The sequence below is a fragment of the Streptomyces sp. NPDC004266 genome, assembly GCF_042874095.1.
Classification (GTDB): Bacteria; Actinomycetota; Actinomycetes; order Streptomycetales; family Streptomycetaceae; genus Streptomyces.
Genome location: NZ_JBIAMM010000001.1, coordinates 509,783 through 534,001, shown reverse-complemented (window position 1 = coordinate 534,001; position 24,219 = coordinate 509,783). Strand labels below are relative to the sequence as shown.

The following is a 24,219-nucleotide window of genomic DNA, read 5'->3' as shown; positions in this document are numbered from 1 at the left end:
GCTTTTCGGTCCCGATGAACCGTATTCCTTGAAAGTTCGTCTTGCCTTCCGCGGGACCGCCCCGTCCGTCCGACCTCATGGGAAAGCACGCCACCGAGACATGCCCGTCCGCCGCCTCCGCCGCTCCGTCCCCCTCCCGTCCCGCCGCAGGACCGCCGCGACGGCGGTGACGGCCGCCCTGGTGGGCGGTGCCTTCGCCGGGATCCTCACCGTGACGGGGGCACCGCAGGCGGCGGAGGATCCGTCGCACGGGCCCGCGGAGGTCCTGCCGGCGCAGGGGAGGACCGGGAAGCCGGGGGAGCCGGAGAAGAGCGACAAGCCGGGGCCCGTGAAGCCTCCCCTCCGGGGCGGCGGTTCCCCCGTCTCCGTGATGCAGGTCGTGGCCCACCCGGACGACGACCTGTTCTTCATGAACCCGGACGTCTCCCAGTCCCTCCACTCCGGCAGCCCCCTCGCCGCCGTCTACCTCACCGCCGGCGAGTCCGACGGCGTCAACGCCCGGCCCCACGACGCCAAGGCCGCCGCGCCCGACAAGGCCGGCTACGCCGAGGCCCGGCAGAACGGCATACGCGCCGCCTACGCCGAGATGGCGACGGGCAGCCGGACCAGCCCCTGGGACCGGACCGCGATACCCACGGCCGGCGGCGGGTGGGCCGAACTGGACACCCTGCGCGCCCGGCCGCGGATCAAGCTGGTGTGGCTGCAGATACGCGAGGCCGGAGCCACCAACGGCGACCGGCCGCACAGCCTCCACGGCCTCTGGGACGGCCGCATCACCGCCCTCGGCTCGCAGCGCTCCGCCGGCACCCCCGTCACCGCCGACTTCGCCTACACGAAGGAGCAGGTCGTGGCCACGGTGACCGGGCTCCTGGAGCGGTTCCGGCCGACCTTCGTCCGGATGCAGGACCCGAGCCCCGGCACGTACCCGGAGAGCGGGAAGTTCCGGGACCACCAGGACCACCTGTACGGGGCGCGGTTCGTGCAGGCCGCGCTCGCCCGGTACGCGGAACTGCCCGGCCACCCCCACGTCGGGGTGCAGAACTACCTCGGCTACCCGACCAGCGTCCTGCCGCACACCCTCGACCCCGAGACCGCCGACGCGAAGCTGCGGACCCTGAAGACGTACGCCTGGCTGGACGGGGTCCACGACTGCGGCCCCGATGCCGGCTGCGGCGACCTGAAGGTGGCCGCGCGGCCCGGCGGGCGGGGCTGGACCCAGACCGTCCGGTACGCCCGGGGCACCTCCACCTCCTGGGTCCAGCGCGGCCCGGACGGCGGACTGCACGCCTTCTCCGTCCTCGACGGGCGCCTCGCCGCCTGGCGGAAGCCGGCGGACGCCGTGGCCTGGCAGGGCCCGGAACTGCTGCCCGGCACCGGCCTCGACAGCGGGATCACCTCCGTGACCCTGCCCGACGGCCGCATAGCCGTCTTCGGCACCCGCACCACGCTCGGCGGCGACGCGACCGCCTACCGGCGCGAGGTGGTCACCACCGTCCAGACCGCGCCGGGCGCCGGCTTCGGCGCCTGGCTCCCGCTCGGCACGCCCGAGCGGAGCGACGCCGAGGGCACCTCGGACATCAGCGCGCCCGCCGTGACCGTGGCCCCCGACGGCCGGGCCACCCTGGTCCTGCGCGACAGCCGCCACCGGCTGACGGCCCGTGAGCAGCGGCCCGACGGCGGCTGGGGCCCGTGGCGGTCCCTGGGCGGCGCGGAGGTGTACGGCGACCCGGTGGCGGCGACGGACGCCGAGGGCCGGGGCCACGTCTTCGCCAGCACCCCGAGCACCGTCCTCGCCTGGGCCGAGCAGAGCCCCGGCGGGTCGCTGACGGGGCCCGCGCCGACCGGGCTGCCGCCGACGACCCTCGCGCTGAGCGCGAGCGCGGCGCCGGACGGCGACGGCGTACGCCTCTGGTTCCGCAAGCCGGCCTCCGGCGACCTGCGGAGCGCCGACTTCTCCGGTACGGGGCCGGTCTCCCCGGTCACGGAGCTGCCCGGCACCGGCGTCGCGGGCTTCGGCCCGGTGAGCGGCGGCGACGGCCTGCTCGCGGTCCGCTCCCGCACCGGCTTCCTGGCGACGGCGCCGCACGGCCGGGCCGGGGCGCGGCCGGTGTGGACGCTGGAGAAGTTCCTGTTCTCCGGCGCGCCGGACGCGGGGACGGACGGGGTGGCGGCGATCGGCCTGGACGGCCGCCTGCACTGGACCCCGGCGGCGCGCTGACCGCGTTCCGGGTGCGTGGGGCCGGCCCGTACGGGACCGTGGTCGCCATGAACTGGACCCTGGAAGTCATCCCCGTCCCCGTCACCGACCTGGACCGCGCCAAGGAGTTCTACGGCGAGGGGTGCGGCTTCACGATCGACCTGGACGACGAGGTGGCGCCCGGCGTGCGCATCATCCAGGCGACGCCTCCGGGCTCGCGCTGCTCGATCGCGATGCTGAGCGGCATGCCGCCGATGCCGGGGACGAAGGCGATGAGCCCCGGCGGCCTGCACGGCCTCCAGCTCTGCGTCACGGACATCGAGGCGGCCCGGGCGGAGCTCCTCGGCCGGGGCGTCGACGTCTCGCCGGTGCGGCACGTCGGCGCCTCGGGCTGGGAGGACGGCAAGGGCGGCGCCTGGAACTCGTTCATGACCTTCGCGGACCCGGACGGCAACGGCTGGGTCGTACAGGAGGCCCCGTCGGAGCTGTCGGAACGTTGAGGCCGGCGACGGCCCCGGCCGTCCAGTGCCCGGCGGCGCCGGGGCAGGCCGCGAGGTAGGCGGCGACCTCGGCGTGCGCCCAGGCCCCGGCCCGGCCGAGCCCGGCCGCCAGGTGCCGCAGGTAGGCGGCGGAGGGCGTCCGCAGGCCGCCGTCGCCGGGCATGGGCCAGGGCGCGGTGAAGGTGAGCACCGGGACGCCGTCGAGGAGGCCGGGGCACACGAGGGTCTCGTACCGGCCGGGTCCGAGCGCGCGGCGCCCGGCGGCGCGGACCTCGGCCAGGTCGAGGTCGACGCCGGGCTCGCGGTACATCTCCTGGGCGGCGATGTCGGAGAACTGTCCGGCCGTCAGCAGATGGGCGACGGCCCACGCGGTGCCGCCCGCCGCCGGGTCGTAGAAGGCGCGGCCGCCGCCCCACACGGGCGAGTCGGTCGCGAAGTACACCCGGCCGGGCAGCACGACCGGCACGGACCGCTCGGGCGGGCGCCGGTCCCGGCACCCGGGGAACGTCCGCGTGGCCCCGGGCGGACGCCCGCCGTCGAGGTAGTACCGCAGCCGCTCGACGTGCATGTTGGCCCCGTAGGCGGCGTACCAGACACGGTTCTCGGACTCCGGCATGGGACCAGACGCTAGCGCGCCCGTCCTCCGGATCCGCGCAGGCCCTGGAAGGCCAGGTAGAAGTGGCGGAGCGTGTCGTCCTCGGCGACGCAGCGCATGCCGGCGGCCTCCATCACCCGGTGCGAGGCCGGGTTGTCCAGGTCGGCGTCGCCCTTCACCCCGGCGACGCCGGCCACCCGGGCGACCTCGAGGAGCGCCCGGAGCGCCTCGGAGGCGTATCCGTTCCCCCGGGCCCCGGGCACCAGGCCGTACCCGACGGTCGCGACGCCGATCTCGTCCGGCGGTCCGTGGAACCCGATGCCGCCGACGGCGACGCCGTCGAGCCGTATCTCGTAGGGCCGGAACACCCCCGGGTCCCCCCGCCCGGCGAGTCCGCGCAGGAAGCCGGTGGCGGCCCGGACGTCCCCGTCCCCGGGGTACTCCTCCCCCCAGCGGTCCCCGTCCCCGGACCGCCGGGCGACGATGCGCTCGGCCTCGTCCTCGCTCAACGGATGCAAGACGAGCCGCGCGGTGGCGACGGATTCGATCTTCACCGCGGCAGTCTGACCGCCCGCCGGGCCCCGGGCAACGGGTTTCCGGCCGGACCTCCGGCGGACGGCATCCGCGGGCCGCCCAGCGCCGCAGCCGCGCCACGCCGGCCCGCTTGCGCGACCGCGTCCCCTCCTTCTCCTCCGACGCTTCCACGAGCGCCGTGACCGGCGTCCACCGGCGTCTCCCTCCGGGCGCGGTCCAGCGGACGGCCGGGAAGCCGGTGACCCCGGTGACGGCCGCCCGCGGTATCACCCGCGTCCACACGAAGCCCCGGACCACGAGCCGCTCGGCCTCGCACCGGACGCCCGCGCGGAACCCCCGCACGGCGAGGATCCCGCACGCCAGGGCGGCGGCCACCGCCGCCGCCCGCTCCCAGCCGGCCCCGGCCCCCGCCCCGTACACGAGGAAGCCGGCACCCGGCACGAGACCGAGCGCCGTGTTGGCCAGCCGGTTGGCGGCCGTGGGCACGAGCTCCGTGCCCACGGTCCGCCGGGGGACGCTCCCCGTCACAGCACCGGCAGGTTCTTCCGGAGCTCGAAGGCGGTGACCTCGGAGCGGTACTCCTCCCACTCCTGCTTCTTGTTGCGCAGGAAGAAGTCGAAGACGTGCTCGCCCAGCGTCTCGGCGACCAGTTCGCTCTTCTCCATCAGGGCGATCGCCTCTCCCAGGTTCTGCGGGAGCGGCTCGATGCCCATCGCGCGGCGCTCCGCGTCGGAGAGGGCCCAGACGTCGTCGTCGGCGCCGGCCGGGAGTTCGTAGCCCTCCTCGATGCCCTTGAGGCCCGCGGCCAGGAGGACCGCGTAGGTCAGGTACGGGTTGGCGCCCGAGTCGATGGAGCGGACCTCGACGCGGGAGGAGCCCGTCTTGCCCGGCTTGTACATGGGGACGCGGATGAGCGCGGAGCGGTTGTTGTGGCCCCAGCAGATGTACGAGGGCGCCTCGCCGCCCGAGCCGGCGGTGCGGGAGGAGCCGCCCCAGATGCGCTTGTAGGAGTTGACCCACTGGTTGGTGACGGCGGAGGTCTCGCCCGCGTGGCGGAGGAGGCCCGCGATGAAGGAGCGGCCGACCTTGGACAGCTGGTACTCGGCACCCGACTCGTAGAAGGCGTTCCGGTCGCCCTCGAAGAGCGACAGGTGGGTGTGCATGCCCGAGCCGGGGTAGTCCGAGAACGGCTTCGGCATGAACGTGGCCTGCACGCCCTGCTCCAGGGCCACCTGCTTCATGACCAGACGGAAGGTCATGATGTTGTCCGCGGTGGACAGGGCGTCGGCGTAGCGGAGGTCGATCTCCTGCTGGCCGGGCGCGCCCTCGTGGTGGGAGAACTCCACCGAGATGCCCATCGATTCGAGCATGGTGATGGCCTGGCGGCGGAAGTCCATGCCGACGTTCTGCGGGGTGTGGTCGAAGTAGCCCGAGTTGTCGGCCGGGGTGGGCCGGGTGCCGTCGAGCGGCTTGTCCTTCAGGAGGAAGAACTCGATCTCGGGGTGGGTGTAGAAGGTGAAGCCGAGGTCGGAGGTCTTGGCCAGGGCCCGCTTGAGGACGTAGCGCGGGTCGGCGAAGGAGGGGGAGCCGTCCGGCATGAGGATGTCGCAGAACATCCGGGCGGTGCCCGGGGCCTCGGCGCGCCACGGCAGGATCTGGAAGGTGCCCGGGTCCGGCTTGGCGATCATGTCCGACTCGTAGACGCGGGCGAAGCCCTCGATCGCGGAGCCGTCGAAGCCGATGCCCTCGTCGAAGGCCTGCTCCAGTTCGGCGGGGGCCACGGCCACCGACTTGAGGAAGCCGAGCACGTCGGTGAACCACAGACGTACGAAGCGGATGTCGCGCTCCTCGAGCGTACGGAGCACGAATTCCTGCTGCTTGTCCATTTCCACACCCATCCTCGCTGGTCAGGCCGCCTGCTCCCACCGCCTCCGGTGCATCGGGGGGCACCTGAGCATCCCACCACATGGTTTCGCGCACGTTGCACACCCATACTGCCTGCTCGGATGTGACTCGGGTAACGGGGGAGCGGCCGGATCGGGACGCTTCGCCGCCCGTGCGGCACCCGCCCGCCGGTACCGAGTGGTACCCCGTTCGGCCCACAGAGGCCCTTCGCCCACTACGATCTGCGCCCATGGGGGCCACACGGCTCGTACGCCCGTCCCGACACGCGCGTCCCATGGCACTGGCGAGTGCCGTGGCGACGCTCCTCGCCGCGCTCTTCCTCTGTCAGGGGACGGTGCCGGAGGGGCACGGCGTCCCCCACGGGGCGGGTCCGCGGGCGGTGACGGCCGTCGCCGTCACCGGCGAGTACGTCTGCCCGTACGACCGCGGCGGCTGCTCCCTCTTCCCCTCGCTCTCCCCCGCGGTGCTCAGCGCGCCCCCGCTCGACACCCCGCCGCACGCGGACGGCGGGGCGCCGCGTCTCGCGCCGCCCTCCGGTGACGGGCCGTCGCGCCGCTCGGACGCCCGGCCGCGCGCGCCGGACCTGCACGTCCTTCAAGTTCTCCGGACGTAGCGGCGACGGGCGCCCCGCCTCCGCGGCGGGCCCCGTCCCCGCACGTCCACCCCCGAACTCCACCCCACCCCTGAAGAAGGACGACATCACCATGGCCGCCAATCGCTCCGCCACCGCCGACCGCCGCGCCCGAATAGAGGAGATGCGCCGCGCCGAGCAGGCCCGTGAGCGCCGCAACCGCCTGATCACCGTCGGCGTCTCCGCCGTCGTCGTGCTGGGCCTCGTCGGCTTCGGCACCTTCGTGCTGATGAAGAAGTCCGACGAGCAGGACGCCAAGGAGGCCGCCGCGAAGGCCCCCATCGCGGCCGAGAAGTCCTGGGACCCGAAGAAGCTCGGCCGCAACCACGTCGAGACGGCCGTCAAGTACGACATGAAGCCGCCGGTCGGCGGTGACCACAACCCGGTCTGGATGAACTGCGACGGCGTGGTCTACACGAAGAAGATCGCCGACGTGAACGCCGTGCACTCGCTGGAGCACGGGGCCGTCTGGGTGACGTACAACAAGTCGGCCTCCCAGGCCGACGTGAAGAAGCTGGCCGACAAGGTCGGCAAGACCAAGTACTCGCTGATGAGCCCCGTGGACGACCAGGCCGGGGCGATCATGCTGTCCGCCTGGGGCAAGCAGGTGACCGTGGACGGCGCGGACGACCCGCGCGTCGACGCCTTCTTCACGAAGTACGTGCAGGGGCCGCAGACCCCGGAGCCGGGCGCGGCCTGCACGGGCGGGATCGGCGCGGACGGCCAGGGCGGTACGGGGATGGGCCAGTGAGGCTCGACCGTACGCAGGGGGCGGCGGTCGCCGCCGTCGTCCTCGCGCTGCTGTTCGCCGGGGGCGCGGTCACCGTCGCCTCCGCCGACCGTGACGAGGCGCCGAGCACCCCGGTGTCCTCCTCGGCGGACGCCGGCTTCGCCCGGGACATGTCGGTCCATCACCAGCAGGCCGTCGAGATGTCGTTCATCGTCCGGGACCGGACGAGGGACGAGGAGGTCCGGCGGCTGGCCTACGACATCGCCAACACGCAGGCCAACCAGCGGGGCATGATGCTCGGCTGGCTCGACCTGTGGGGGCTGCCCAAGAACGAGTCCGGGGTCGAGCCGATGACCTGGATGGGCATGGGCGTCCCGGCCGACGCGGACTCGCTGGACGGGGCCCTGATGCCGGGCATGGCGACCGACGCGCAGCTGGACGAGCTGCGCAGGGCCAGTGGCCGCGAGGCGGAGGTCCTGTACCTGAGGCTCATGACCGCGCACCACAGGGGCGGGGTCCACATGGCCGAGGGCTGTGTGCAGAAGTGCGGCGTGGAGATCGAGCGGAACCTCGCGCAGGGCATGGTCGACGCGCAGACGTCCGAGATGGCGCTGATGGCGGACATGCTGAAGAAGCGCGGGGCCTGACCCCCGCCGGATCCGGCACGCGGCCCCCGTGACCCGCTGCGGTCGCGGGGGCCGTGCCGTCCGCCCACAATGGATGGGGCTCGGGGACTTCGTACGACGACGTTCGACGAAAGGTACGCACCCCATGACCACGGCGAAGGACATCATGCACTCCGGGGCCCAGTGGATCCCGGCACACGAGACGCTCGACCGTGCCGCGCAGATGATGCGCGACCACAACGTGGGCTCGCTGCCCATCGCCGACGAGAACGAACGGCTCTGCGGCATCATCACGGACCGCGACATCGTGGTCGGCTGCGTGGCCGAGGGCCACGACCCGTCGAGGATCACCTGCGGCGACATGGCGAAGGGCACCCCGCGCTGGGTCGAGTCGGACGCGGACGTGGGCGTCGTCCTGGAGGAGATGCAGAGCCACCAGATCCGGCGGCTTCCGGTCATCGAGGACAAGCGGCTCGTCGGCATGATCAGCGAGGCCGATCTGGCCCAGCACCTGTCGGACGAGCAGATCAAGGCGTTCGTCTCGAGCGTCTACGCCGGTTCCTGACCCGCTCCCCCGCCCCCTTTCGGGCCACCGCCCGGACCCTCGCGTCCGGGCGGTGGCGCTCGGGCGCCGGGGCGCCGGTGGGGGGCGGGCGGCTCCGGACCGGCTGGTCGCCGCACCGGTCGGGCCACGCCGGCCAGGGGCCATGACGACCGCCGCCCGACCGGCCCGGTGGGCCGGCGCGGGACCGGGCGCGGTTCCGTGTCCCGTCCTCAGGACATAGCGTCGGTCTGACGATTACACTGGGCGGGTGCCTCAACTACGCCTCGCCCTGAATCAGATCGACTCGACCGTCGGAGACATCGCCGGGAACGCCGAGGCGATCGTGCACTGGACCCGGCACGCCGCCGGGCAGGGCGCGCATCTCGTCGCGTTCCCGGAGATGGCGCTGACCGGATACCCCGTCGAGGACCTCGCCCTGCGTTCCTCCTTCGTCGAGGCGTCCCGGACGGCCCTGCGCGGTCTCGCCCGGCGCCTCGCGGACGAGGGGTTCGGGGAGCTGCCGGTCGTCGTCGGCTACCTCGACCGCTCCGAGCGGGCCGAGCCGCGGCTCGGCCGGCCGGCCGGTTCGCCGGAGAACGCCGCGGCCGTGCTGTACGGCGGCGAGGTGGTGCTGCGCTTCGCCAAGCACCACCTGCCGAACTACGGCGTCTTCGACGAGTACCGCTACTTCGTGCAGGGCGACACCCTGCCGGTGGTCCGCGTCCACGGCGTCGACGTGGCGCTGGCGATCTGCGAGGACCTCTGGCAGGAGGGGGGCCGGGTGCCGGCGACGCGCAGCGCCCGGGCGGGGCTGCTGCTCTCGGTCAACGCCTCGCCGTACGAGCGGGACAAGGACGACACCCGGCTCGAACTGGTCCGCAAGCGGGCCCAGGAGGCGGGGTGCGTCACCGCGTACCTGGCCATGATGGGCGGTCAGGACGAGCTGGTCTTCGACGGGGACTCGATCGTCGTGGACGCGGCGGGCGAAGTGATCGCGCGCGCCCCGCAGTTCGTGGAGGGCAGCGTGATCCTCGATCTGGAGCTGCCGGCGGCGGAGGCGGACGCGCCCGAGGGCCTGGTCGACGACGGGCTGCGGATCGACCGGGTGGTGCTGTCGGAGGAGCCGCTGCCGGCGTACGAGCCGGAGCTGCTGGGCGGCTACGCGCACCGGCTGGAGGACGACGAGGAGATCTACTCGGCGCTGGTGATCGGTCTGCGGGCGTATGTCGCGAAGAACGGTTTCCGCTCGGTGCTCGTCGGGCTCTCCGGCGGCATCGACTCGGCGCTCGTCGCGGCGATCGCCTGCGACGCGCTCGGCGCGGACAACGTGTACGGGGTGTCGATGCCCTCGAAGTACTCCTCCGACCACTCGCGCGGAGACGCGGCCGAGCTGGCCCGCCGGACCGGGCTGCACTTCCGCACCGTGTCGATCGAGCCGATGTTCGACGCGTACATGGGCGCGCTGGGGCTCACCGGCCTCGCCGAGGAGAACCTCCAGTCGCGGCTGCGCGGCACGATGCTGATGGCGCTCTCCAACCAGGAGGGCCACATCGTCCTCGCGCCCGGCAACAAGTCGGAGCTGGCGGTGGGTTACTCGACGCTCTACGGCGACTCCGTCGGCGCGTTCGGTCCCATCAAGGACGTGTACAAGTCGACCGTCTTCCGCCTCGCCCGCTGGCGGAACCGGGCGGCCGAGGACCGGGGCCAGACCCCGCCGATCCCGGAGAGCTCGATCACCAAGCCGCCCAGCGCCGAGCTGCGCCCGGGCCAGGTCGACACGGACTCGCTGCCGGACTACGACGTCCTGGACGCGGTCCTCTCGCTGTACGTGGACCAGGACCGGGGCCGGGACGCCATCGTGGCGGCCGGGTTCGACGAGGAGCTGGTGACGCGGACGCTGCGGATGGTGGACAGGGCGGAGTACAAGCGGCGCCAGTACCCGCCGGGCACCAAGATCTCGGCGAAGGGCTTCGGCAAGGACCGGCGACTGCCGATCACGAACCGCTGGCGGGAGACGCCGCTTCCGTGACCCGCTCGTCCCCCAGGGGGCTTCCCGCGACGACGCGGGAGGCCCCCTTTCCCGTGCCGGACCGGTCGAGGAGGCCCGCCACGGCCGCGATCAGGAGGCCGGCGGCGGTGAGGGCCGCGCCGACGAGGGCCGGGGAGGTCCAGCCCCAGCCGGCGGCGACGGCGGCTCCGCCGGCCCAGGCGCCGCCCGCGTTGGCGAGGTTGAAGGCGGAGTGGTTGGAGGCGGAGGCGAGCGTCGGGGCGTCCTTCGCCTTGTTCATGACCAGCATCTGGAGCGGGGTGGTCGTCATGAAGCCGACCGCGCCGAGCACCACCACCGTGACCAGGGCGAGCCAGGGCACGTGGACGGTGAAGCGGAAGGCGACCAGGGCGAGGACGAGGGCCGCGAGCGAGCCGTACAGCGTGGGGCGCAGCGCCCGGTCGGTCAGCGGTCCGGCGGCGAGCGCCCCGCCGGTCATGCCCAGGCCGAAGAGGGCGAGGACGATCGTGACGGTGGAGTCGCCGAAGCCCATCACCTCGGTCGTCATCGAGGCGAGGTACGAGTAGACGGCGAAGACGCCCGCGAAGCCGAAGACGGCCGTGAGCAGGCCGAGCAGCACCTGCGGGCGGCGGAGGGCGCGCACCTCGCCGGCGAGGCCCTGCCGCCCGTCCACGGGGACGTGCGGGACGAGGCGGGCGAGCGCGGCCATGGCGAGCAGGCCGATCGCGGAGACCACGAGGAAGGTGGCCCGCCAGCCGAGGTGCTGGCCGAGCAGGGTCGCGGCCGGCACGCCGAGGATGTTGGCGACGGTGAGGCCGAGGAACATCGTGGCGACCGCCCGCGCCTGCCGGTCCTCGCGCACGAGCCGGGCGGCGACGACGGCGCCGAGGCCGAAGAACGCGCCGTGCGGGAGCCCGGCGAGGACCCGGCCGGCGACGAGCCAGCCGAAGCCGGGGGCGAGCGCGGAGGCGAGGTTGCCGACCGTGAAGAGGGCCATGAGCAGCAGGAGCATCCGCTTGCGCGGGACCCGCGAGCCGAGCGCCGTGAGGAGCGGGGCGCCGACGACCACGCCGATCGCGTACGCCGAGACGAGGTGGCCGGCGGTGGGGACGGAGGTGCCGAGGTCGTCGGCGACCTGCGGGAGCAGGCCCATCATCACGAATTCGGTGGTGCCGATGCCGAAGGCGGAGACGGCGAGCGCGAGCAGCGCCAGGGGCATGAGAGAGCCTTTCCGGGAATTAGTTCTTCGACGAAACAAATCGTCTCAGACGTTTTCTTCCCGGTGGCTTCCGGAGGATGAAGGGAGGGTTTCAGAGCTCCACACGGGCGGCGATCGGGAGGTGGTCGCTCCTCGTCTCCGGCAGCGCCCAGGAGGACACCGGCTCGACGCCCTTGACCATGATCTGGTCGATCCGGGCCATCGGGAACGAGGCCGGCCAGCTGAAGCCGAAGCCGTCGCCCGCCGCGCCCTGGGTGGAGCGCAGCTGCGAGGTGACGGCGTTGAGGGCGCGGTCGTTCATGGTGCCGTTGAGGTCGCCGAGGAGGACGATCCGCTCGTGCCGGTCGTCGGCGATGGCCTCGCCGAGGGCGTTGGCGCTGGTGTCGCGCTGGTTGGCGGTGAAGCCGGCGTTCAGCTTGACCCGGACGGACGGGAGGTGGGCGACGTACACGGCCACCTCGCCCTTCGGCGTGACGACCGAGGCGCGCATGGCGCGGGTCCAGCCCATGTGGATGTCGACGGGCTGCGCGGCCCGCAGCGGCAGCTTGCTCCAGAGGCCGACCGTGCCCTGGACGGAGTGGTACGGGTAGGTCTCCGCGAGGCTCTTCTCGTAGACCGGGACCATGTCGCCCTTCAGCTCCTCCAGGGCGAGCACGTCGGCGTCGGAGGCGGCCAGCAGGCGGGCCGTGCCCTCGGGGTCGGGGTTGTCGGCGTTCACGTTGTGGGTGGCGACGGTCAGGTCGCCGCCGGGGGCCGACTTGTCGGCGACGAGACCGCCGAAGAGGTTGAGCCACACCACGGCCGGCAGCAGCAGGGCGATCAGCGCGGTCGCGGAGCGCCGCACGAGGGCGAGCACCAGCAGGACCGGCACGAAGAGGCCGAGCCAGGGCAGGAAGGTCTCGGTGAGGCTGCCCAGGTTGCCGATCCGGTTGGGGATGTCGGAGTGGAACACCATGAGCAGCGTGAGCGCCACCGCCGTCACGGCGAGCAGGATGCCCCGGCGCCAGATCCCGCGGTCGCGGCGGAGCCCGTCGAGCGCGGTCCGGAACCGGGACCGGGGGCGCCCGCTCCCCGCGCCGCCGTGGTCGGTCTCCGTCATGTCCACCCGCGCCATCGCACTGTCCTCACTGCCTTGCTGCCTTGCCGCACTGCTGTCCCGCTCCGTGACCCGACGTCGACACTAGGCGATGACGGGTCCGTCGCACTCCCCCAGGGACGACACGGGCGCGTGGCGGGTTCCTGCAGGTGGCGCGGGCGGGGAGGCTGTGACAGAACGCGCACATTCGTACGGGTCGGGGCGGTGGTGCGGGGTTCTGTCAGGTACGGGGGCGCAGGCCCTCCATGACGGCGTCGACGACCCGCTCGGCGAGCCCCGGCTCCAGGGGGGCGCCGGGCCTGATGACGGTGCGCAGGAGTAGGGGCCCTATGAAGAGGTCGTTCACGAACTCGACGTCGAGGTCGTCGCGGATCTCCCCCAGCTCCATGCCGCGCCGCACCGTGTCCATGCCGAGGCGGCGGCGCGGTTCGATGACGGTCTTCTGGTAGGCCTCCCACAGCTTGGGATAGGCCTGCATCTGCGAGAAGACGTTGTGGAGCAGGGCGGAGGACCGCTTGGCGAGGCCGCGCCGCCGCAGCGTCTCCAGGAGCATGACGAGGTCGTCCCGGACCGAGGTGCCGGTGAGCACCGGGTCCCCGGGCTCCACGGAGCGCAGGAGCTCGACGAAGAGCTCCTCCTTGCCGGGCCAGCGGCGGTAGATGGTGGCCTTGCCGACCCCGGCGGTGCGGGCGATCCGCTCGATGGACAGCTCGGTGAGCGGGACGCCCTCCTCCAGGAGGCCGACGACCGCGTCGAAGATGGCCTGTTCGACCGCCTCGGACCGCGGCCGCCCCCGCCGGGCCGCCTCCGGCGCGGGCGCGTCGGCCTTCGGTCCGTCGTCCTGGGGGTCGGGGTTCCCGCCGTCCTGCAGGGACACGTGCGCTCCGTCTCTCGTCGGGTACTGCCTGTCGCCCCCCGATTCTCCCCCGCGCCCCGCCGGGCCCCGCCCGTCGCGGGCGGGGCGTCGGCTAGCCGGTCGGCGCCTTGTCCGTGGCCGTCGCGGCCGTCGGGGCCGGAGCCGCGGCCGCACCGGCGCCCGCACCGGCACCGGACCCGCCGGGATTCGCCCGCCCCGGGAGGAAGGCGGCCACGACCGCCGCTCCCGCCAGGCCGATCGCCGCCGAGGCGATCGCCGTGACGTGCATGGCGTCCAGGAAGGCCGTGTACGCGGGGCCGACCAGGTCCTTGCCCGCCGGGCCGAGCTTCGCGGCGACCGCGAGCGTGGCCTCGACGGACTCGCCCGCCGTGTCGCGCAGGGCCGCCGGGACGCCGCCCAGGTGTCCCTCGATCTCGCCCCGGTACGTGGAGGAGAGCACCGAGCCGAGGACGGCCACGCCCAGCGCGCCGCCGACCTGCCGGAAGGTGTTGTTGATCGCGGAGCCGGAGCCCGCCTTCTCGCGGGGCAGCGCCTGCATGATCGCGACGGTGACCGGCGGCATGATGTGCGCCATGCCCGCGCCCTGGAGGAAGAAGACGACCTCCAGGACCCAGACGGGGGTGTCGGCCTCGAAGAAGGCGAAGGCGGCCAGGCCGGCGGCGACGAGCAGCATGCCGCCGGTGCAGACGGCCCGGGCGCCGAAGCGCTCGACGACGAGCCGGGCCCGGGGCGCGAAGACCATCTGCGCGACGGCGAGCGGCAGGATGAGCAGCCCGGACTCCAGCGCGGTGTAGCCGCGCACGCTCTGCAGGTAGAAGGCGGAGAAGAAGGTCACGCCCATGAGGGCGAAGAAGACGAGGGCGATCGCGGCGACGGCCGCCGAGAACGCGGGCTTCTTGAAGTACGACATGTCGATGGCCGGGTGGTCGCTGCGCCGCTCGTGGAGGACGAAGACGACGAGGACAGCGAGGCCGCCGAGGACGGGGGCGACGACGGTCACGTCGGTGAAGCTCGCCAGTTCGCCGCCGCGGATGATCCCGTACACGAGGAGGACGAGTCCGACGACGGAGAGCAGCACGCCGGGTATGTCGACGCGGCCGGGCCTCGGGTCCCGGGAGTCGGGCACGAGCCACAGCATCAGGGCGAGGGCGAGGAGCACCACGGGCACGTTGACGAGGAAGATCGATCCCCACCAGAAGTGTTCGAGGAGGATGCCGCCGGTGATGGGGCCGATCGCGATGGCGAGGCCGACGCTGCCGGCCCAGATGCCGATGGCCTTGGGCTGCTCGTCGCGTTCGAAGACGTTCATGAGGACGGCGAGCGTCGCGGGCATCACGAACGCGGCGCCGAGGCCCATGACGGCCCGGTAGGCGATGAGTTCGCCCGGGGAGCCGGAGAGGGCGGCGAGGGCGGAGCCGATGCCGAAGACGGTGATGCCGAAGAGCAGCACCTTCTTGCGGCCGAGGCGGTCGCCGAGCAGGCCGGAGGTGAAGAGGAGTCCGGCGAAGACCAGCGTGTAGGAGTTGATGGACCACTCCAGCTCGCTCTGGGTGGCGCCGATGCCGGTGGGCGCGGGGGCGGCGATCGTCTTCACCGCGACGTTCAGGATGGAGTTGTCGAGGACGACGATCAGCAGGCTGAGCATGAGGACGCCGAGGACGGCCCAGCGCCGCCGGTGGACGGCCTCGGGGACGCGGGGCCCGGCGGGCGGGGTGGGTGCGGTGGACGGCTGTGACATGGCCACCACCCTAGAGCCATTTCGATACGAGACCGTCTCGTATCGAAAAAACTGACAGAGGCTTTACGTTGCGGCGGTGTGAACAGCGCCACTCCGGCCCACTTCCCCGCCCGCCCGGCGAAGTGCCACCATGGACGTGGTCCGGGGACGCCACAGGGCGCCTCGAGATGACAAGAGGAGCCGTTCACCATGACGCTTCAGGCTGCCCAGAAACCGCCCGCCGACAGCAGCAAGGCGCTGTACGGGGGGAAGGGCACGCGCCGCATCACCGTCCACGACATCGCCGCCGCCAAGGAGCGCGGCGAGAAGTGGCCCATGCTCACCGCCTACGACGCGATGACCGCGTCGGTCTTCGACGAGGCCGGCATCCCGGTGATCCTCGTCGGCGACTCGATGGGCAACTGTCACCTCGGCTACGAGACCACCGTGCCCGTCACGATGGACGAGATGACGTTCCTGTCCGCCGCCGTCGTCCGGGGCACCAAGCGCGCCCTCGTCGTCGGCGACCTGCCGTTCGGCTCGTACCAGGAGGGGCCCGTCCAGGCCCTGCGGAACGCCACCCGCCTCGTCAAGGACGCGGGCGTCGGCGCGATCAAGCTGGAGGGCGGCGAGCGCTCGCTGCCGCAGACCGAGCTGCTCGTCCAGGCCGGCATCCCCGTCATGTCCCACCTGGGGCTCACCCCGCAGTCCGTCAACACCATGGGCTACCGGGTCCAGGGACGCTCCGACGAGGCCGCCCACCGGCTGCTCAGCGACGCCAAGGCGGCGCAGGACGCGGGCGCCTTCGCCGTCGTCCTGGAGCTCGTACCGGCCGAGCTGGCCGCCGAGGTCACCCGCTCTCTGCACATCCCGACCATCGGCATCGGCGCCGGGGCCGGCACCGACGCGCAGGTCCTCGTCTGGACCGACATGGCCGGCCTGACCGGCGGCAAGGTGCCCCGCTTCACCAAGCAGTACGCCAACCTCCGCGAGACGCTCGGCGACGCCGCCCGCGCCTTCGCCGAGGACGTCGGCGGCGGGGCGTTCCCCGCCGAGGAGCACACCTTCCACTAGGTCCGTCAAGCCACTGCGGCACCTCCGACAGCCCGCCGACATCCCCCATCGGCGGGCTGTCGGTCACCTGTCGGGGGATTGTCGGTGGCGCCCTGTTCCATGGTGGACATGACGCGATCACACACCAACGCCGTCGAGGTCCGGGGCCTCGTGAAGCACTTCGGCGCGACGAAGGCCCTCGACGGGGTCGACCTGGACGTCCGGGAGGGCACGGTCCTCGGGGTCCTCGGCCCCAACGGCGCCGGGAAGACCACCCTCGTCCGCTGCCTGTCCACCCTCCTCGTCCCGGACGCCGGGACCGCCACCGTCGCCGGCTACGACGTGGTGAAGCACCCCCGCCAGCTGCGCCGCACCATCGGCCTCACCGGTCAGTACGCCTCGGTCGACGAGAAGCTGTCCGGCTGGGAGAACCTCTACATGATCGGGCGGCTGCTCGACCTCTCCCGGGCCGAGGCCCGCCGCCGCGCCGACGAGATGCTGGAGCGCTTCTCCCTCACCGAGGCCGCCAAGCGTCCGGCCATGAACTACTCCGGCGGCATGCGGCGCCGCCTCGACCTCGCCGCCTCCATGATCGGACAGCCGGCCGTCCTCTACCTGGACGAGCCGACCACCGGCCTCGACCCCCGCACCCGCAACGAGGTGTGGGACGAGGTGCAGCGCATGGTCTCCGAGGGCGTCACCGTCCTCCTCACCACCCAGTACATGGAGGAGGCGGAGCAGCTCGCGAGCGAGCTGACCGTCATCGACCGGGGCAAGGTCATCGCCAAGGGCGGGGTCGACGAGCTCAAGGCCAAGGTCGGCGGCCGGACCCTGAAGGTCCGCCCCGTGGACCCGGACCGGCTGCCCGCCATGGCCGCCGCGCTCCGCGAGACCGGTCTCGACGGCGTCGCCGGCTCGACCGTCGTGCCCGACGAGGGCGTGCTGTACGTGCCGATCCTCACCGACGAGCAGCTGACCGCCGTCGTGGGCCTGCTCGGCGCGCGCGGCTTCGGCATCGCCCACATCGGCACCCATCTGCCCAGCCTGGACGAGGTGTTCCTCGCGATCACCGGTCAGAAGACCGCCGACTCCGAGCTTTCCGACGCGATCACCGAGGAGGTCGCCGCGTGAGCACGACCACTGTCACCAAGTCCCCCGCCGACACCCGGGATCCGGGTCCGGCCGCGGCACGCACCGCCCCCGTCGCCGAGGGCCGGATCGGCCTGCGGGCCAACCTCCGCCACATCGGCGCCCTGGCCCGGCGCAACGCCCTCCAGATCAAGCAGGACCCGGAGTCGATGTTCGACGCCGTCCTGATGCCGATCATCTTCATCCTGCTGTTCGTGTACGTCTTCGGCGGCGCCATCGCCGGCAAGGGCCACAACGACGTCTACGTCAACTACGTGACGCCCGGCCTGATGGCGATGATGGGCATGAACATCGCGATGGGCGTCGGCACCGGCATCAACGACGACTTCAAGAAGGGGGTCATGGACCGCTTCCGGACGATGCCGATCGCCCGGTCCTCGGTCCTCATCGCGAAGATCGTCGTCGAGGTGGGCCGCATGCTCATCGCCACCGCGATCCTGCTCGGCATGGGCTTCCTGCTCGGCCTGACGATCCACACCTCGTTCCTGCACCTCCTCGCCGCCATCGGTCTGTCGATGGTCTTCGGCGCCGCGCTGATGTGGATCTTCATCCTGCTCGGCCTCACCATGAAGACGGCCCAGGCCGTCCAGGGCATGGCCATGCTCGTCCTGATGCCGCTGCAGTTCGGCTCCTCGATCTTCGCCCCGCCGACGACGATGCCCGGCTGGCTGCAGACCTTCACCGACTACAACCCGCTGTCCAACCTCGCCGACGCCGCCCGTCACCTGATCAACGGCGGCCCGGTCGCCCACTCGGTGTGGATGACCCTCGGCTGGGCGGCGCTGATCACCGTCGTGACGGCACCGCTCGCGGTCGCCAAGTTCCGCAAGAAGACCTGAGTCCCGACCGGGGGGTCATGACTCGGCGCGCTCACTGATCGCGTCGGCGGCGCGACCGAGCAGGGCGGCGGCCTCCTCCTTGGAGAGGCCGCCGCCCTCCGCGTGTGCCGCCTCGAACTCCCCGTCCCCGAGCGCGGACCGGCACAGCTCCGTCGCCCGCGCCAGGTTCTCCCGCTCCATCGGCGGCGCCAGATGCCCCGGCGGCAGCAGCCCCTCGTACCCGCCGAGCAGGACGGCGGCGGTACGGGCACGGGGGCCGCCGAAGCCGGCGAGCGCCCAGGCCGCGGTGATCAGATGGATCGCCGGCATCTGCGGGGCGACCATCAGCGACAGGCCGCCCAGGGAGCGCTCGTACGCCCGCCGGGACAGCTCGAACGCCGTGTCGTACCGCTCCTCCAGGTTGTACACCCAGGCCAGGCTGCCGAGCGCGAAGCCCTCGAAGATGGAGAACGTCTCGGAGCTGAAGAGGCTGTCCGAGCGGAACTCTTCGAGCAGCCGCTCCAGTTGCTCGCGGGCCTCGGCCGTCCGTCCGGTCCGGCCCAGCAGCAGCCCCAGGAAGATCCGCCCGGCCAGCATCGGCTCGTGGCCGCGCCCGTGCTCGCCCTCCACCACCTGGCGCAGGATCCGCTCCGCCTCCTCGCCGCGGCCGGTCTCGATCAGCATGTCGGCGTAGCGGGCGCGCAGCAGGGCCATCTGGGACTGGGCGCCGATCCGCTCCGCGTACGCGATGGCGTCGGCGAAGTCCTGGGCCGCGCCCTCGAACTCGAGGCGTCGCTCCCGGGCCTCGGCGCGCGAGGACAGCGCCTCGGCCGCGCCCCAGGCGTCCCCGAGGCGGACGAAGATCTCCAGGCTCTCCTCCGCGTCGGCGCTCGCCCGCTCGGCCAGGTCGCCCCGGTTGGCCAGCATGTTGGCGCGCAGCTGGAGGGCGTGGGCGAGCTCCCACTCGTCGCCGTGGCGGCGGCAGGCGCCGACGTGCGCCTCCAGGGCCTCGCCCATGCGGCCCGGTTCGCCCATGAGGAGGACCGCGAAGACCGTGAAGGAGCCGGGCAGCCGGCAGGTCTGCGGGAGCCCCGGCGGATAGATCGTGTTGATCCGCCGCAGCCGCTCGACGCCGGCGGGGGTCATCCAGCGTCCCGTCTCGTAGTCCATGTTGATCAGCTCGATCAGCCGCACCCCGCGCCGGGCCTCCCAGCGCTGCTCCTCGGAGAGCGGCGGAGGCGTGGCGGTGCACGGCTCGTGCAGCGGTACGACGGGGGCGGCGGGCGTCCCGAACGGGTCGGGGCCGAGCGCGGCGACGGACTCCGCCCAGTACAGCGCGTCGGCGCGCAGGTCGCGCATCTGCCAGTACCAGAGCAGGGAGTGGACGAGGACCAGTGCCTCGTCCTCCTCCCGGGCGTCGACGGCCCGGCGCAGGGCGGTGCGGATGTTCCCGTACTCGGTGCCGAACCGGGCGATGGCCCCCGCCTGTCCGGAGCCGCGCAGCTCGGGGTCGGTGCGGCGGGCGAGTTCGCGGTAGTACGTGAGGTGCCGCCGCTCCGTCGCCGCCCGCTCCCCCGCCTCGTCGAGCCGCTCCCCGGCGTACTCGGCCACGGTCTCCAGGAGCCGGAACCGCATCCCCCCGCCGTCGGGCGCCGCCACCACCAGCGACTTGTCCACCAGGGCGCCGAGCACGTCCAGGACGGCGGCGGGCGCGGGGGCCTCGTCCGCGCAGACGGTCTCCGCCGCCGTCAGGTCGCACCCGCCCGTGAAGACCGCGAGCCGCCGCAGCACCGCCCGCTCGGCCCCGTCGAGGAGCTCCCACGACCAGTCCACCACCGCCCGCAGGGTCTGCTGACGCGGCAGCACCGTCCGCGCGCCCGACGTCAGCAGCCGGAACCGGTCGTCGAGCCGGTCCGCGATCTGGCGCAGGGACAGCACCCGCAGCCGCGCAGCCGCCAGTTCGATCGCCAGCGGCAGACCGTCGAGCCGGCGCACGACCTCGCCCGCGGCGACCGGGTCGTCCTCGACGCGGAATCCCGGACGGACCGCGGCGCCGCGCTCCCCGAGGAGCCGCAGCGCCATCCCGGTCGGCAGCGGACCGAGGGGGCGGAGCGTCTCCCCCGGGACGCCCAGCGGCTCCCGGCTCGTCGCGAGCACCCGGAGCCCGGGGCAGCGCGCGAGCAGCGTCTCGGCCAGTTCGGCGGCCGCGCCGACGAGGTGCTCGCAGTTGTCGAGGAGGAGGAGCATCCGACGCCCGGCGCAGTGCTCGACGAGCCGGGCGAGCGGGTCGCCGCCGCCCCGCAGCTCCTCGGCCCCGGCGCCGCGGAGCACGGTCTCGCGGGCGCCGACGGCCGCGAGGACCGCCTCGGGCACGGCCTCGGGGTCCCGTACGGGAGCGAGCTCCGCCACCCAGGCGCCGTCCGGCCAGTCCTCGTTCCCCCGCTCGGCCGCCTCCTGGGAGAGCCGGGTCTTGCCGGCGCCTCCGGGGCCGAGCAGCGTCACGAGCCGCGCGCCGCGCAGGTCGTCCCGGACCAGGGCGATCTCCTCCTCGCGGCCGACGAAACTGGTCAGCCGGGCGCGCAGATTGCCCCGCAGGGGAGCACGCGGGGGCTCCGGGGCCAGCAGCTCGGCGTGGAGGGCGCGCAGGGCGGGCGACGGGTCCGTGCCCAGGCGGGTGGCGAGGGCGCGGCGGACCGACTCGTACGCGGCGAGGGCCTCGGCCGCCCGGCCGGTGTCCCGCAGGGCGCGGATCCGCAGGGCCTGGAGGGGCTCGTCGAGGGGGTGTGCGGCGCAGAGGGCGGTGAGTTCGGGGAGGGCGGCCGCGGCGCCGTCGAGCGCGAGGGCGGCGTCGAGCCTGGCCCGGCGGGCGTCGAGCCGGCGGGCCTCCCAGCGGGCGGCCTCCGCCTCCCGGTCCGGCAGGTCGGCGAAGGCCGGGCCGCGCCAGAGCCCGAGGGCCTCGTCGAGGAGGGCGGCGGCGCGTGCGGGGTCGGCCACGCCGAGCGCGGCCAGGCCTTCGGCGGCGAGGCCCTCGAAGCGGCGGACGTCCACGTCCTCGGGCCGGGCGTCCAGCCGGTAACCGCCCTCGGCGGAGACCACCCGGTCCCGGCCGAGGGCCCTGCGGAGCCGCCCCACGAGGGCCTGGAGCGCGGCGGGCGCGTCCGCGGGCGGCTCGTCGCCGTGCCACACCTCGTCGACGAGGTCGGACACGGGGACGATCCGGCCGGCCCGCAGGGCGAGGACGGTGAGCAGCGCGCGGACCCGGGGGCCGCCGACGGGCACGTCGGTGCCGTCGGGGGTGCGGGCGAGGGTCGGGCCGAGGACGGAGTAACGCACGGGCCCATTCTCCGCGAGACCGCCGCACGGCTCCCCGCCGGGACCGCCCGCCGCGCGGGCGACGCCCACCGCGGGGGTGGAACTCCCCCCGGGGACCGGTACGTTTCCCCGGCAGCAGCCCTTCGTCCCTGGGAGACCCCTCCATGACCACGGCCACCACCCGGCACCACGAGCGGCGGATCAGCCCCGTCTTCCTGGCGATCCTCGCCGTCACGGCCGTCACCGGGTGGGCGGTGTGGACGGGCTTCGCCGCCTCGCCCGGCCTCGCGGTGTTCCTCTTCGTGACCTCGGCGTGGGTCGTGTCGCTCTGTCTGCACGAGTACGCGCACGCCCGGACGGCCCTGTACGGCGGGGACATCACGGTGGGCGCGAAGGGCTATCTGACCCTGAATCCGCTGGCGTACACGCACGCCGTGCTGAGCGTCGTCCTGCCGGTGCTGTTCGTGATCATGGGCGGGATCGGTCTGCCGGGCGGCGCGGTCTTCATCGAGCAGGGCCGGATCAGGGGCCGCTGGAAGCACAGTCTGATCTCGGCGGCGGGCCCGCTGGCCAATGTGCTCTTCGCGCTCGTCTGCACGGCGCCGTTCTGGCTGGGCGCGCTCGACGGCGTGCCGTCCGCCTTCCGGTTCGCGCTGGCGTTCCTGGCGTTCCTCCAGGTGACGGCCGCGCTCCTGAACCTCCTGCCGGTGCCGGGGCTCGACGGCTACGGCGTGGTGGAGCCCTGGCTGTCGTACAGGGTGAAGCGGCAGATCGAGCCGTACGCGCCGTACGGCTTCTTCGTGGTGATCGCGCTGCTGTTCGTGCCGGCGGTCAACAACGCCTTCTTCGACGCGATCGACGCCCTGATGCGGTCCCTCGGGGTGCCGGAGCTGAGCCGGTACTGCGGCTCGCAGCTGTTCCGGTTCTGGGAGGAGGCCCCGGAGTTCTGCCGGATCTAGGACTCCACGGCCGCCGCGGCCTTCTCGGCCTTCGCGCGGCGGAGGTAGTACCAGGCCATGTTGGAGGAGAGGCCGGCGAGGAGGACCCAGACGATGCCGAGGAAGCTGCCCTGGACGAAGGAGACGACGGCCGCGGTGACGGCCAGGGCGCAGACCACGAGGGCGTAGAGGGCGAGGCGGGGCATGGGGTCGGCTCCTGTCGGGCGGGTACGGCTGATGGTGCCCGTCCAGTGTCCCCCATGCCCCGAAGGGTCCGGTCTCCGGCTCAGACGTCGGTGACCCGCAGCCCCGCGTGGGCCTTGTAGCGGCGGTTGACGGAGATCAGGTTGGCGACGAGCGACTCGACCTGGTGGGCGTTCCTCAGCCGTCCGGCGAAGACGCCGCGCATGCCGGCGATGCGGCCGGCGAGGGCCTGGACGATCTCGACGTCGGCGCGCTCCTCGCCGAGGACCATGACGTCCGTGTCGATCTCCTCGATGGAGGTGTCCTTGAGGAGGACGGCGGAGAGGTGGTGGAAGGCGGCGGCGACCCGGGAGTCCGGGAGGAGCGCGGCGGCCTGCTCGGCGGCGGAGCCCTCCTCGGGCTTGAGGGCGTAGGCGCCCTTCTTGTCGAAGCCGAGGGGGTTGACGCAGTCCACGACGAGCTTGCCGCGGAGTTCCTCGCGCAGCGACTCCAGGGTCTTGGCGTGGCCGTCCCACGGCACGGCGACGATGACGACGTCACTGCGGCGGGCGGTCTCGGCGTTGTCGGCGCCCTCGACGCCGTGGCCGATCTCCGCCGCCACGTCCCGCGCGCGCTCGGCGGCGCGGGAGCCGATGATCACCTTCTGGCCGGCCCTGGCGAGCCGGTAGGCGAGGCCGCGGCCCTGGTCGCCGGTGCCGCCGAGGACGCCGACGACGAGACCGGAGACGTCGGGGAGGTCCCACGGGTCCTTGGGGGCGGGCTTGCTGTCAGTCGTAGTCATGGCCCCGACATTACCGACCGGTCGGGTCCGTGGGGCCCCTCCCGTACGGGTGGAACTGCCGCGACCGGGCCGCGCGCGGGGCCGGGCTGGGGCAGGATGCGGGCCCATGGATGCCGTACGGGTCGCGTTGCTGCGGGAAGTGCTCGCCGGGACGGAGTGGCCGGTGGCGGCCCGCCGGTTCGCGGGCGCGCTCCGGTCCTCGGTGGTGCCGCACCGGGGCGGGCTGCTCCTGGTGGGCACGGAGGAGTACGAGCCGTGGCACCTGGCGGCGCATCTGGTCGACGAGTCCGCCTGGTCGGGGCTGCCGGAGCTGGCGCCGACGCTCGTGCGGCACCGGGTGCGGCCGGGGGCGCCGGCGCACCTGGCGGTCGGGCTGGGGCGCCTGGAGGCGGCGGGGCGCGGGGCGACGCTGCTGATGGTGGCGCCGGGGCGGCCGGACGCGGGGGTGCTCCAGCGGGTGCACGACGCCCGGCGGGCGGGGGCGACGGTGCTGTCGCTGGACGGGGGCGACGAGGAGGTCCGGGGGCTCGCGCACGAGGCGCTGACGGTGGTGGAGGGGGCGGAGGTGGACCTGGACACGGTGCAGCACCTGGTGAGCGCGGCGGCCGGGGAGAACAGCCTGCCGTCGCCGCGCGGCGGCCGCCGCTTCCGTGACCGCCTCTCGGCTCTCGCGGACCGTCTGACGGCCCCGCCCCCGACCCGCTGGTAGGTCTCCCCCTCCGCAGGCCTGCGGAGGGCCCCGGTCCCGTACCGCCGTAATTCGGTTGTCTCCGGCGTCCGGCGGA

General features: G+C 73.5%; 22 protein-coding genes. 12 read left to right on the top strand and 10 right to left on the bottom strand.

What is annotated here, in order from left to right; all coding sequences use genetic code 11:
* The first annotated feature begins 100 nt into the window (after positions 1-100).
* On the top strand, positions 101-2,218 hold the full coding sequence (locus tag ACFYUZ_RS02395; protein WP_389305549.1) for a PIG-L family deacetylase: 2,118 nt from the start codon (positions 101-103) through the stop codon (positions 2,216-2,218).
* 47 nt (positions 2,219-2,265) lie between these two features.
* A complete protein-coding gene (locus ACFYUZ_RS02390; RefSeq protein ID WP_389305547.1) occupies positions 2,266-2,697 on the top strand; it encodes a VOC family protein in 432 nt (143 codons plus the stop codon).
* On the opposite strand, the gene ACFYUZ_RS02385 is transcribed toward ACFYUZ_RS02390, so the two are convergent.
* From ACFYUZ_RS02385 to ACFYUZ_RS02375, 3 genes are all read right to left on the bottom strand, one after another.
* The gene (locus tag ACFYUZ_RS02385; RefSeq protein WP_389305545.1) at positions 2,624-3,313 is read right to left on the bottom strand and encodes a histone deacetylase; all 690 of its coding nucleotides are present in this window, start codon (positions 3,311-3,313) and stop codon (positions 2,624-2,626) included. The two genes, ACFYUZ_RS02390 and ACFYUZ_RS02385, sit on opposite strands and share 74 nt — an antisense overlap.
* Before the next feature lie 11 nt (positions 3,314-3,324).
* Positions 3,325-3,846 carry a GNAT family N-acetyltransferase gene (locus ACFYUZ_RS02380; protein WP_389305543.1) on the bottom strand — a complete coding sequence of 174 codons (522 nt, stop codon included), beginning with the start codon at positions 3,844-3,846 and terminating at the stop codon, positions 3,325-3,327.
* A 504-nt stretch (positions 3,847-4,350) separates the two neighbouring features.
* Positions 4,351-5,712, bottom strand: a complete 1,362-nt coding sequence (locus tag ACFYUZ_RS02375; protein WP_041128921.1) for a glutamine synthetase family protein — start codon at positions 5,710-5,712, stop codon at positions 4,351-4,353.
* A gap of 293 nt (positions 5,713-6,005) precedes the next feature.
* Here ACFYUZ_RS02375 and ACFYUZ_RS02370 point away from each other — a divergent pair, with 293 nt between their 5' ends.
* The 5 genes from ACFYUZ_RS02370 (at position 6,006) to ACFYUZ_RS02350 (ending at position 10,291) form a co-directional block, all read left to right on the top strand.
* Complete coding sequence (locus ACFYUZ_RS02370) at positions 6,006-6,344, top strand: hypothetical protein (protein WP_389305541.1); 339 nt, start codon at positions 6,006-6,008, stop codon at positions 6,342-6,344.
* A gap of 91 nt (positions 6,345-6,435) precedes the next feature.
* On the top strand, positions 6,436-7,113 hold the full coding sequence (locus ACFYUZ_RS02365) for a DUF3105 domain-containing protein (protein WP_389305540.1): 678 nt from the start codon (positions 6,436-6,438) through the stop codon (positions 7,111-7,113).
* Complete coding sequence (locus tag ACFYUZ_RS02360; RefSeq protein ID WP_389305538.1) at positions 7,110-7,739, top strand: DUF305 domain-containing protein; 630 nt, start codon at positions 7,110-7,112, stop codon at positions 7,737-7,739. Before ACFYUZ_RS02365 ends, ACFYUZ_RS02360 begins: the two co-directional genes overlap by 4 nt.
* 124 nt (positions 7,740-7,863) lie before the next feature.
* The gene (locus ACFYUZ_RS02355) at positions 7,864-8,283 is read left to right on the top strand and encodes a CBS domain-containing protein (protein WP_389305536.1); all 420 of its coding nucleotides are present in this window, start codon (positions 7,864-7,866) and stop codon (positions 8,281-8,283) included.
* A 247-nt stretch (positions 8,284-8,530) separates the two neighbouring features.
* Positions 8,531-10,291, top strand: a complete 1,761-nt coding sequence (locus ACFYUZ_RS02350) for an NAD+ synthase (protein ID WP_389305534.1) — start codon at positions 8,531-8,533, stop codon at positions 10,289-10,291.
* Here ACFYUZ_RS02350 and ACFYUZ_RS02345 read toward each other — a convergent pair.
* From ACFYUZ_RS02345 to ACFYUZ_RS02330, 4 genes are all read right to left on the bottom strand, one after another.
* Positions 10,257-11,489: an MFS transporter gene (locus ACFYUZ_RS02345; protein WP_389305532.1), complete on the bottom strand. Its 1,233-nt coding sequence runs from the start codon at positions 11,487-11,489 to the stop codon at positions 10,257-10,259. The genes ACFYUZ_RS02350 and ACFYUZ_RS02345 overlap by 35 nt on opposite strands.
* 91 nt (positions 11,490-11,580) lie before the next feature.
* Positions 11,581-12,603, bottom strand: coding sequence for an endonuclease/exonuclease/phosphatase family protein (locus tag ACFYUZ_RS02340; protein ID WP_389305530.1), 1,023 nt, complete (start codon positions 12,601-12,603; stop codon positions 11,581-11,583).
* Positions 12,604-12,805: 202 nt separating this feature from the next.
* A complete protein-coding gene (locus tag ACFYUZ_RS02335; RefSeq protein ID WP_389305528.1) occupies positions 12,806-13,462 on the bottom strand; it encodes a TetR/AcrR family transcriptional regulator in 657 nt (218 codons plus the stop codon).
* A gap of 91 nt (positions 13,463-13,553) precedes the next feature.
* Complete coding sequence (locus tag ACFYUZ_RS02330; protein ID WP_389305526.1) at positions 13,554-15,200, bottom strand: MFS transporter; 1,647 nt, start codon at positions 15,198-15,200, stop codon at positions 13,554-13,556.
* A gap of 189 nt (positions 15,201-15,389) precedes the next feature.
* On the opposite strand from ACFYUZ_RS02330, the gene panB reads away from it, so the two are divergent.
* From panB to ACFYUZ_RS02315, 3 genes are all read left to right on the top strand, one after another.
* Complete coding sequence (panB, locus tag ACFYUZ_RS02325; RefSeq protein ID WP_389305524.1) at positions 15,390-16,253, top strand: 3-methyl-2-oxobutanoate hydroxymethyltransferase; 864 nt, start codon at positions 15,390-15,392, stop codon at positions 16,251-16,253.
* A 99-nt stretch (positions 16,254-16,352) separates the two neighbouring features.
* Entirely contained in the window at positions 16,353-17,363 is a 1,011-nt protein-coding gene (locus tag ACFYUZ_RS02320; RefSeq protein WP_389305522.1) for an ATP-binding cassette domain-containing protein, read from the top strand.
* Positions 17,360-18,220 carry an ABC transporter permease gene (locus ACFYUZ_RS02315; RefSeq protein ID WP_389305520.1) on the top strand — a complete coding sequence of 287 codons (861 nt, stop codon included), beginning with the start codon at positions 17,360-17,362 and terminating at the stop codon, positions 18,218-18,220. Before ACFYUZ_RS02320 ends, ACFYUZ_RS02315 begins: the two co-directional genes overlap by 4 nt.
* Positions 18,221-18,235: 15 nt before the next feature.
* On the opposite strand, the gene ACFYUZ_RS02310 is transcribed toward ACFYUZ_RS02315, so the two are convergent.
* Positions 18,236-21,532, bottom strand: a complete 3,297-nt coding sequence (locus tag ACFYUZ_RS02310) for a BTAD domain-containing putative transcriptional regulator (RefSeq protein WP_389305518.1) — start codon at positions 21,530-21,532, stop codon at positions 18,236-18,238.
* 143 nt (positions 21,533-21,675) lie between these two features.
* On the opposite strand from ACFYUZ_RS02310, the gene ACFYUZ_RS02305 reads away from it, so the two are divergent.
* Positions 21,676-22,470: a site-2 protease family protein gene (locus ACFYUZ_RS02305; RefSeq protein ID WP_389305516.1), complete on the top strand. Its 795-nt coding sequence runs from the start codon at positions 21,676-21,678 to the stop codon at positions 22,468-22,470.
* Here the strand turns inward: ACFYUZ_RS02305 and ACFYUZ_RS02300 are convergent.
* Together ACFYUZ_RS02300 and npdG are read right to left on the bottom strand one after the other, a co-directional pair.
* Positions 22,467-22,655 carry a hypothetical protein gene (locus tag ACFYUZ_RS02300; RefSeq protein ID WP_389305514.1) on the bottom strand — a complete coding sequence of 63 codons (189 nt, stop codon included), beginning with the start codon at positions 22,653-22,655 and terminating at the stop codon, positions 22,467-22,469. The genes ACFYUZ_RS02305 and ACFYUZ_RS02300 overlap by 4 nt on opposite strands.
* A gap of 80 nt (positions 22,656-22,735) precedes the next feature.
* Entirely contained in the window at positions 22,736-23,434 is a 699-nt protein-coding gene (gene npdG, locus ACFYUZ_RS02295; RefSeq protein ID WP_389305512.1) for an NADPH-dependent F420 reductase, read from the bottom strand.
* Between the two features lie 106 nt (positions 23,435-23,540).
* On the opposite strand from npdG, the gene ACFYUZ_RS02290 reads away from it, so the two are divergent.
* The gene (locus ACFYUZ_RS02290) at positions 23,541-24,143 is read left to right on the top strand and encodes a hypothetical protein (protein ID WP_389305510.1); all 603 of its coding nucleotides are present in this window, start codon (positions 23,541-23,543) and stop codon (positions 24,141-24,143) included.
* Positions 24,144-24,219: the final 76 nt, after the last annotated feature.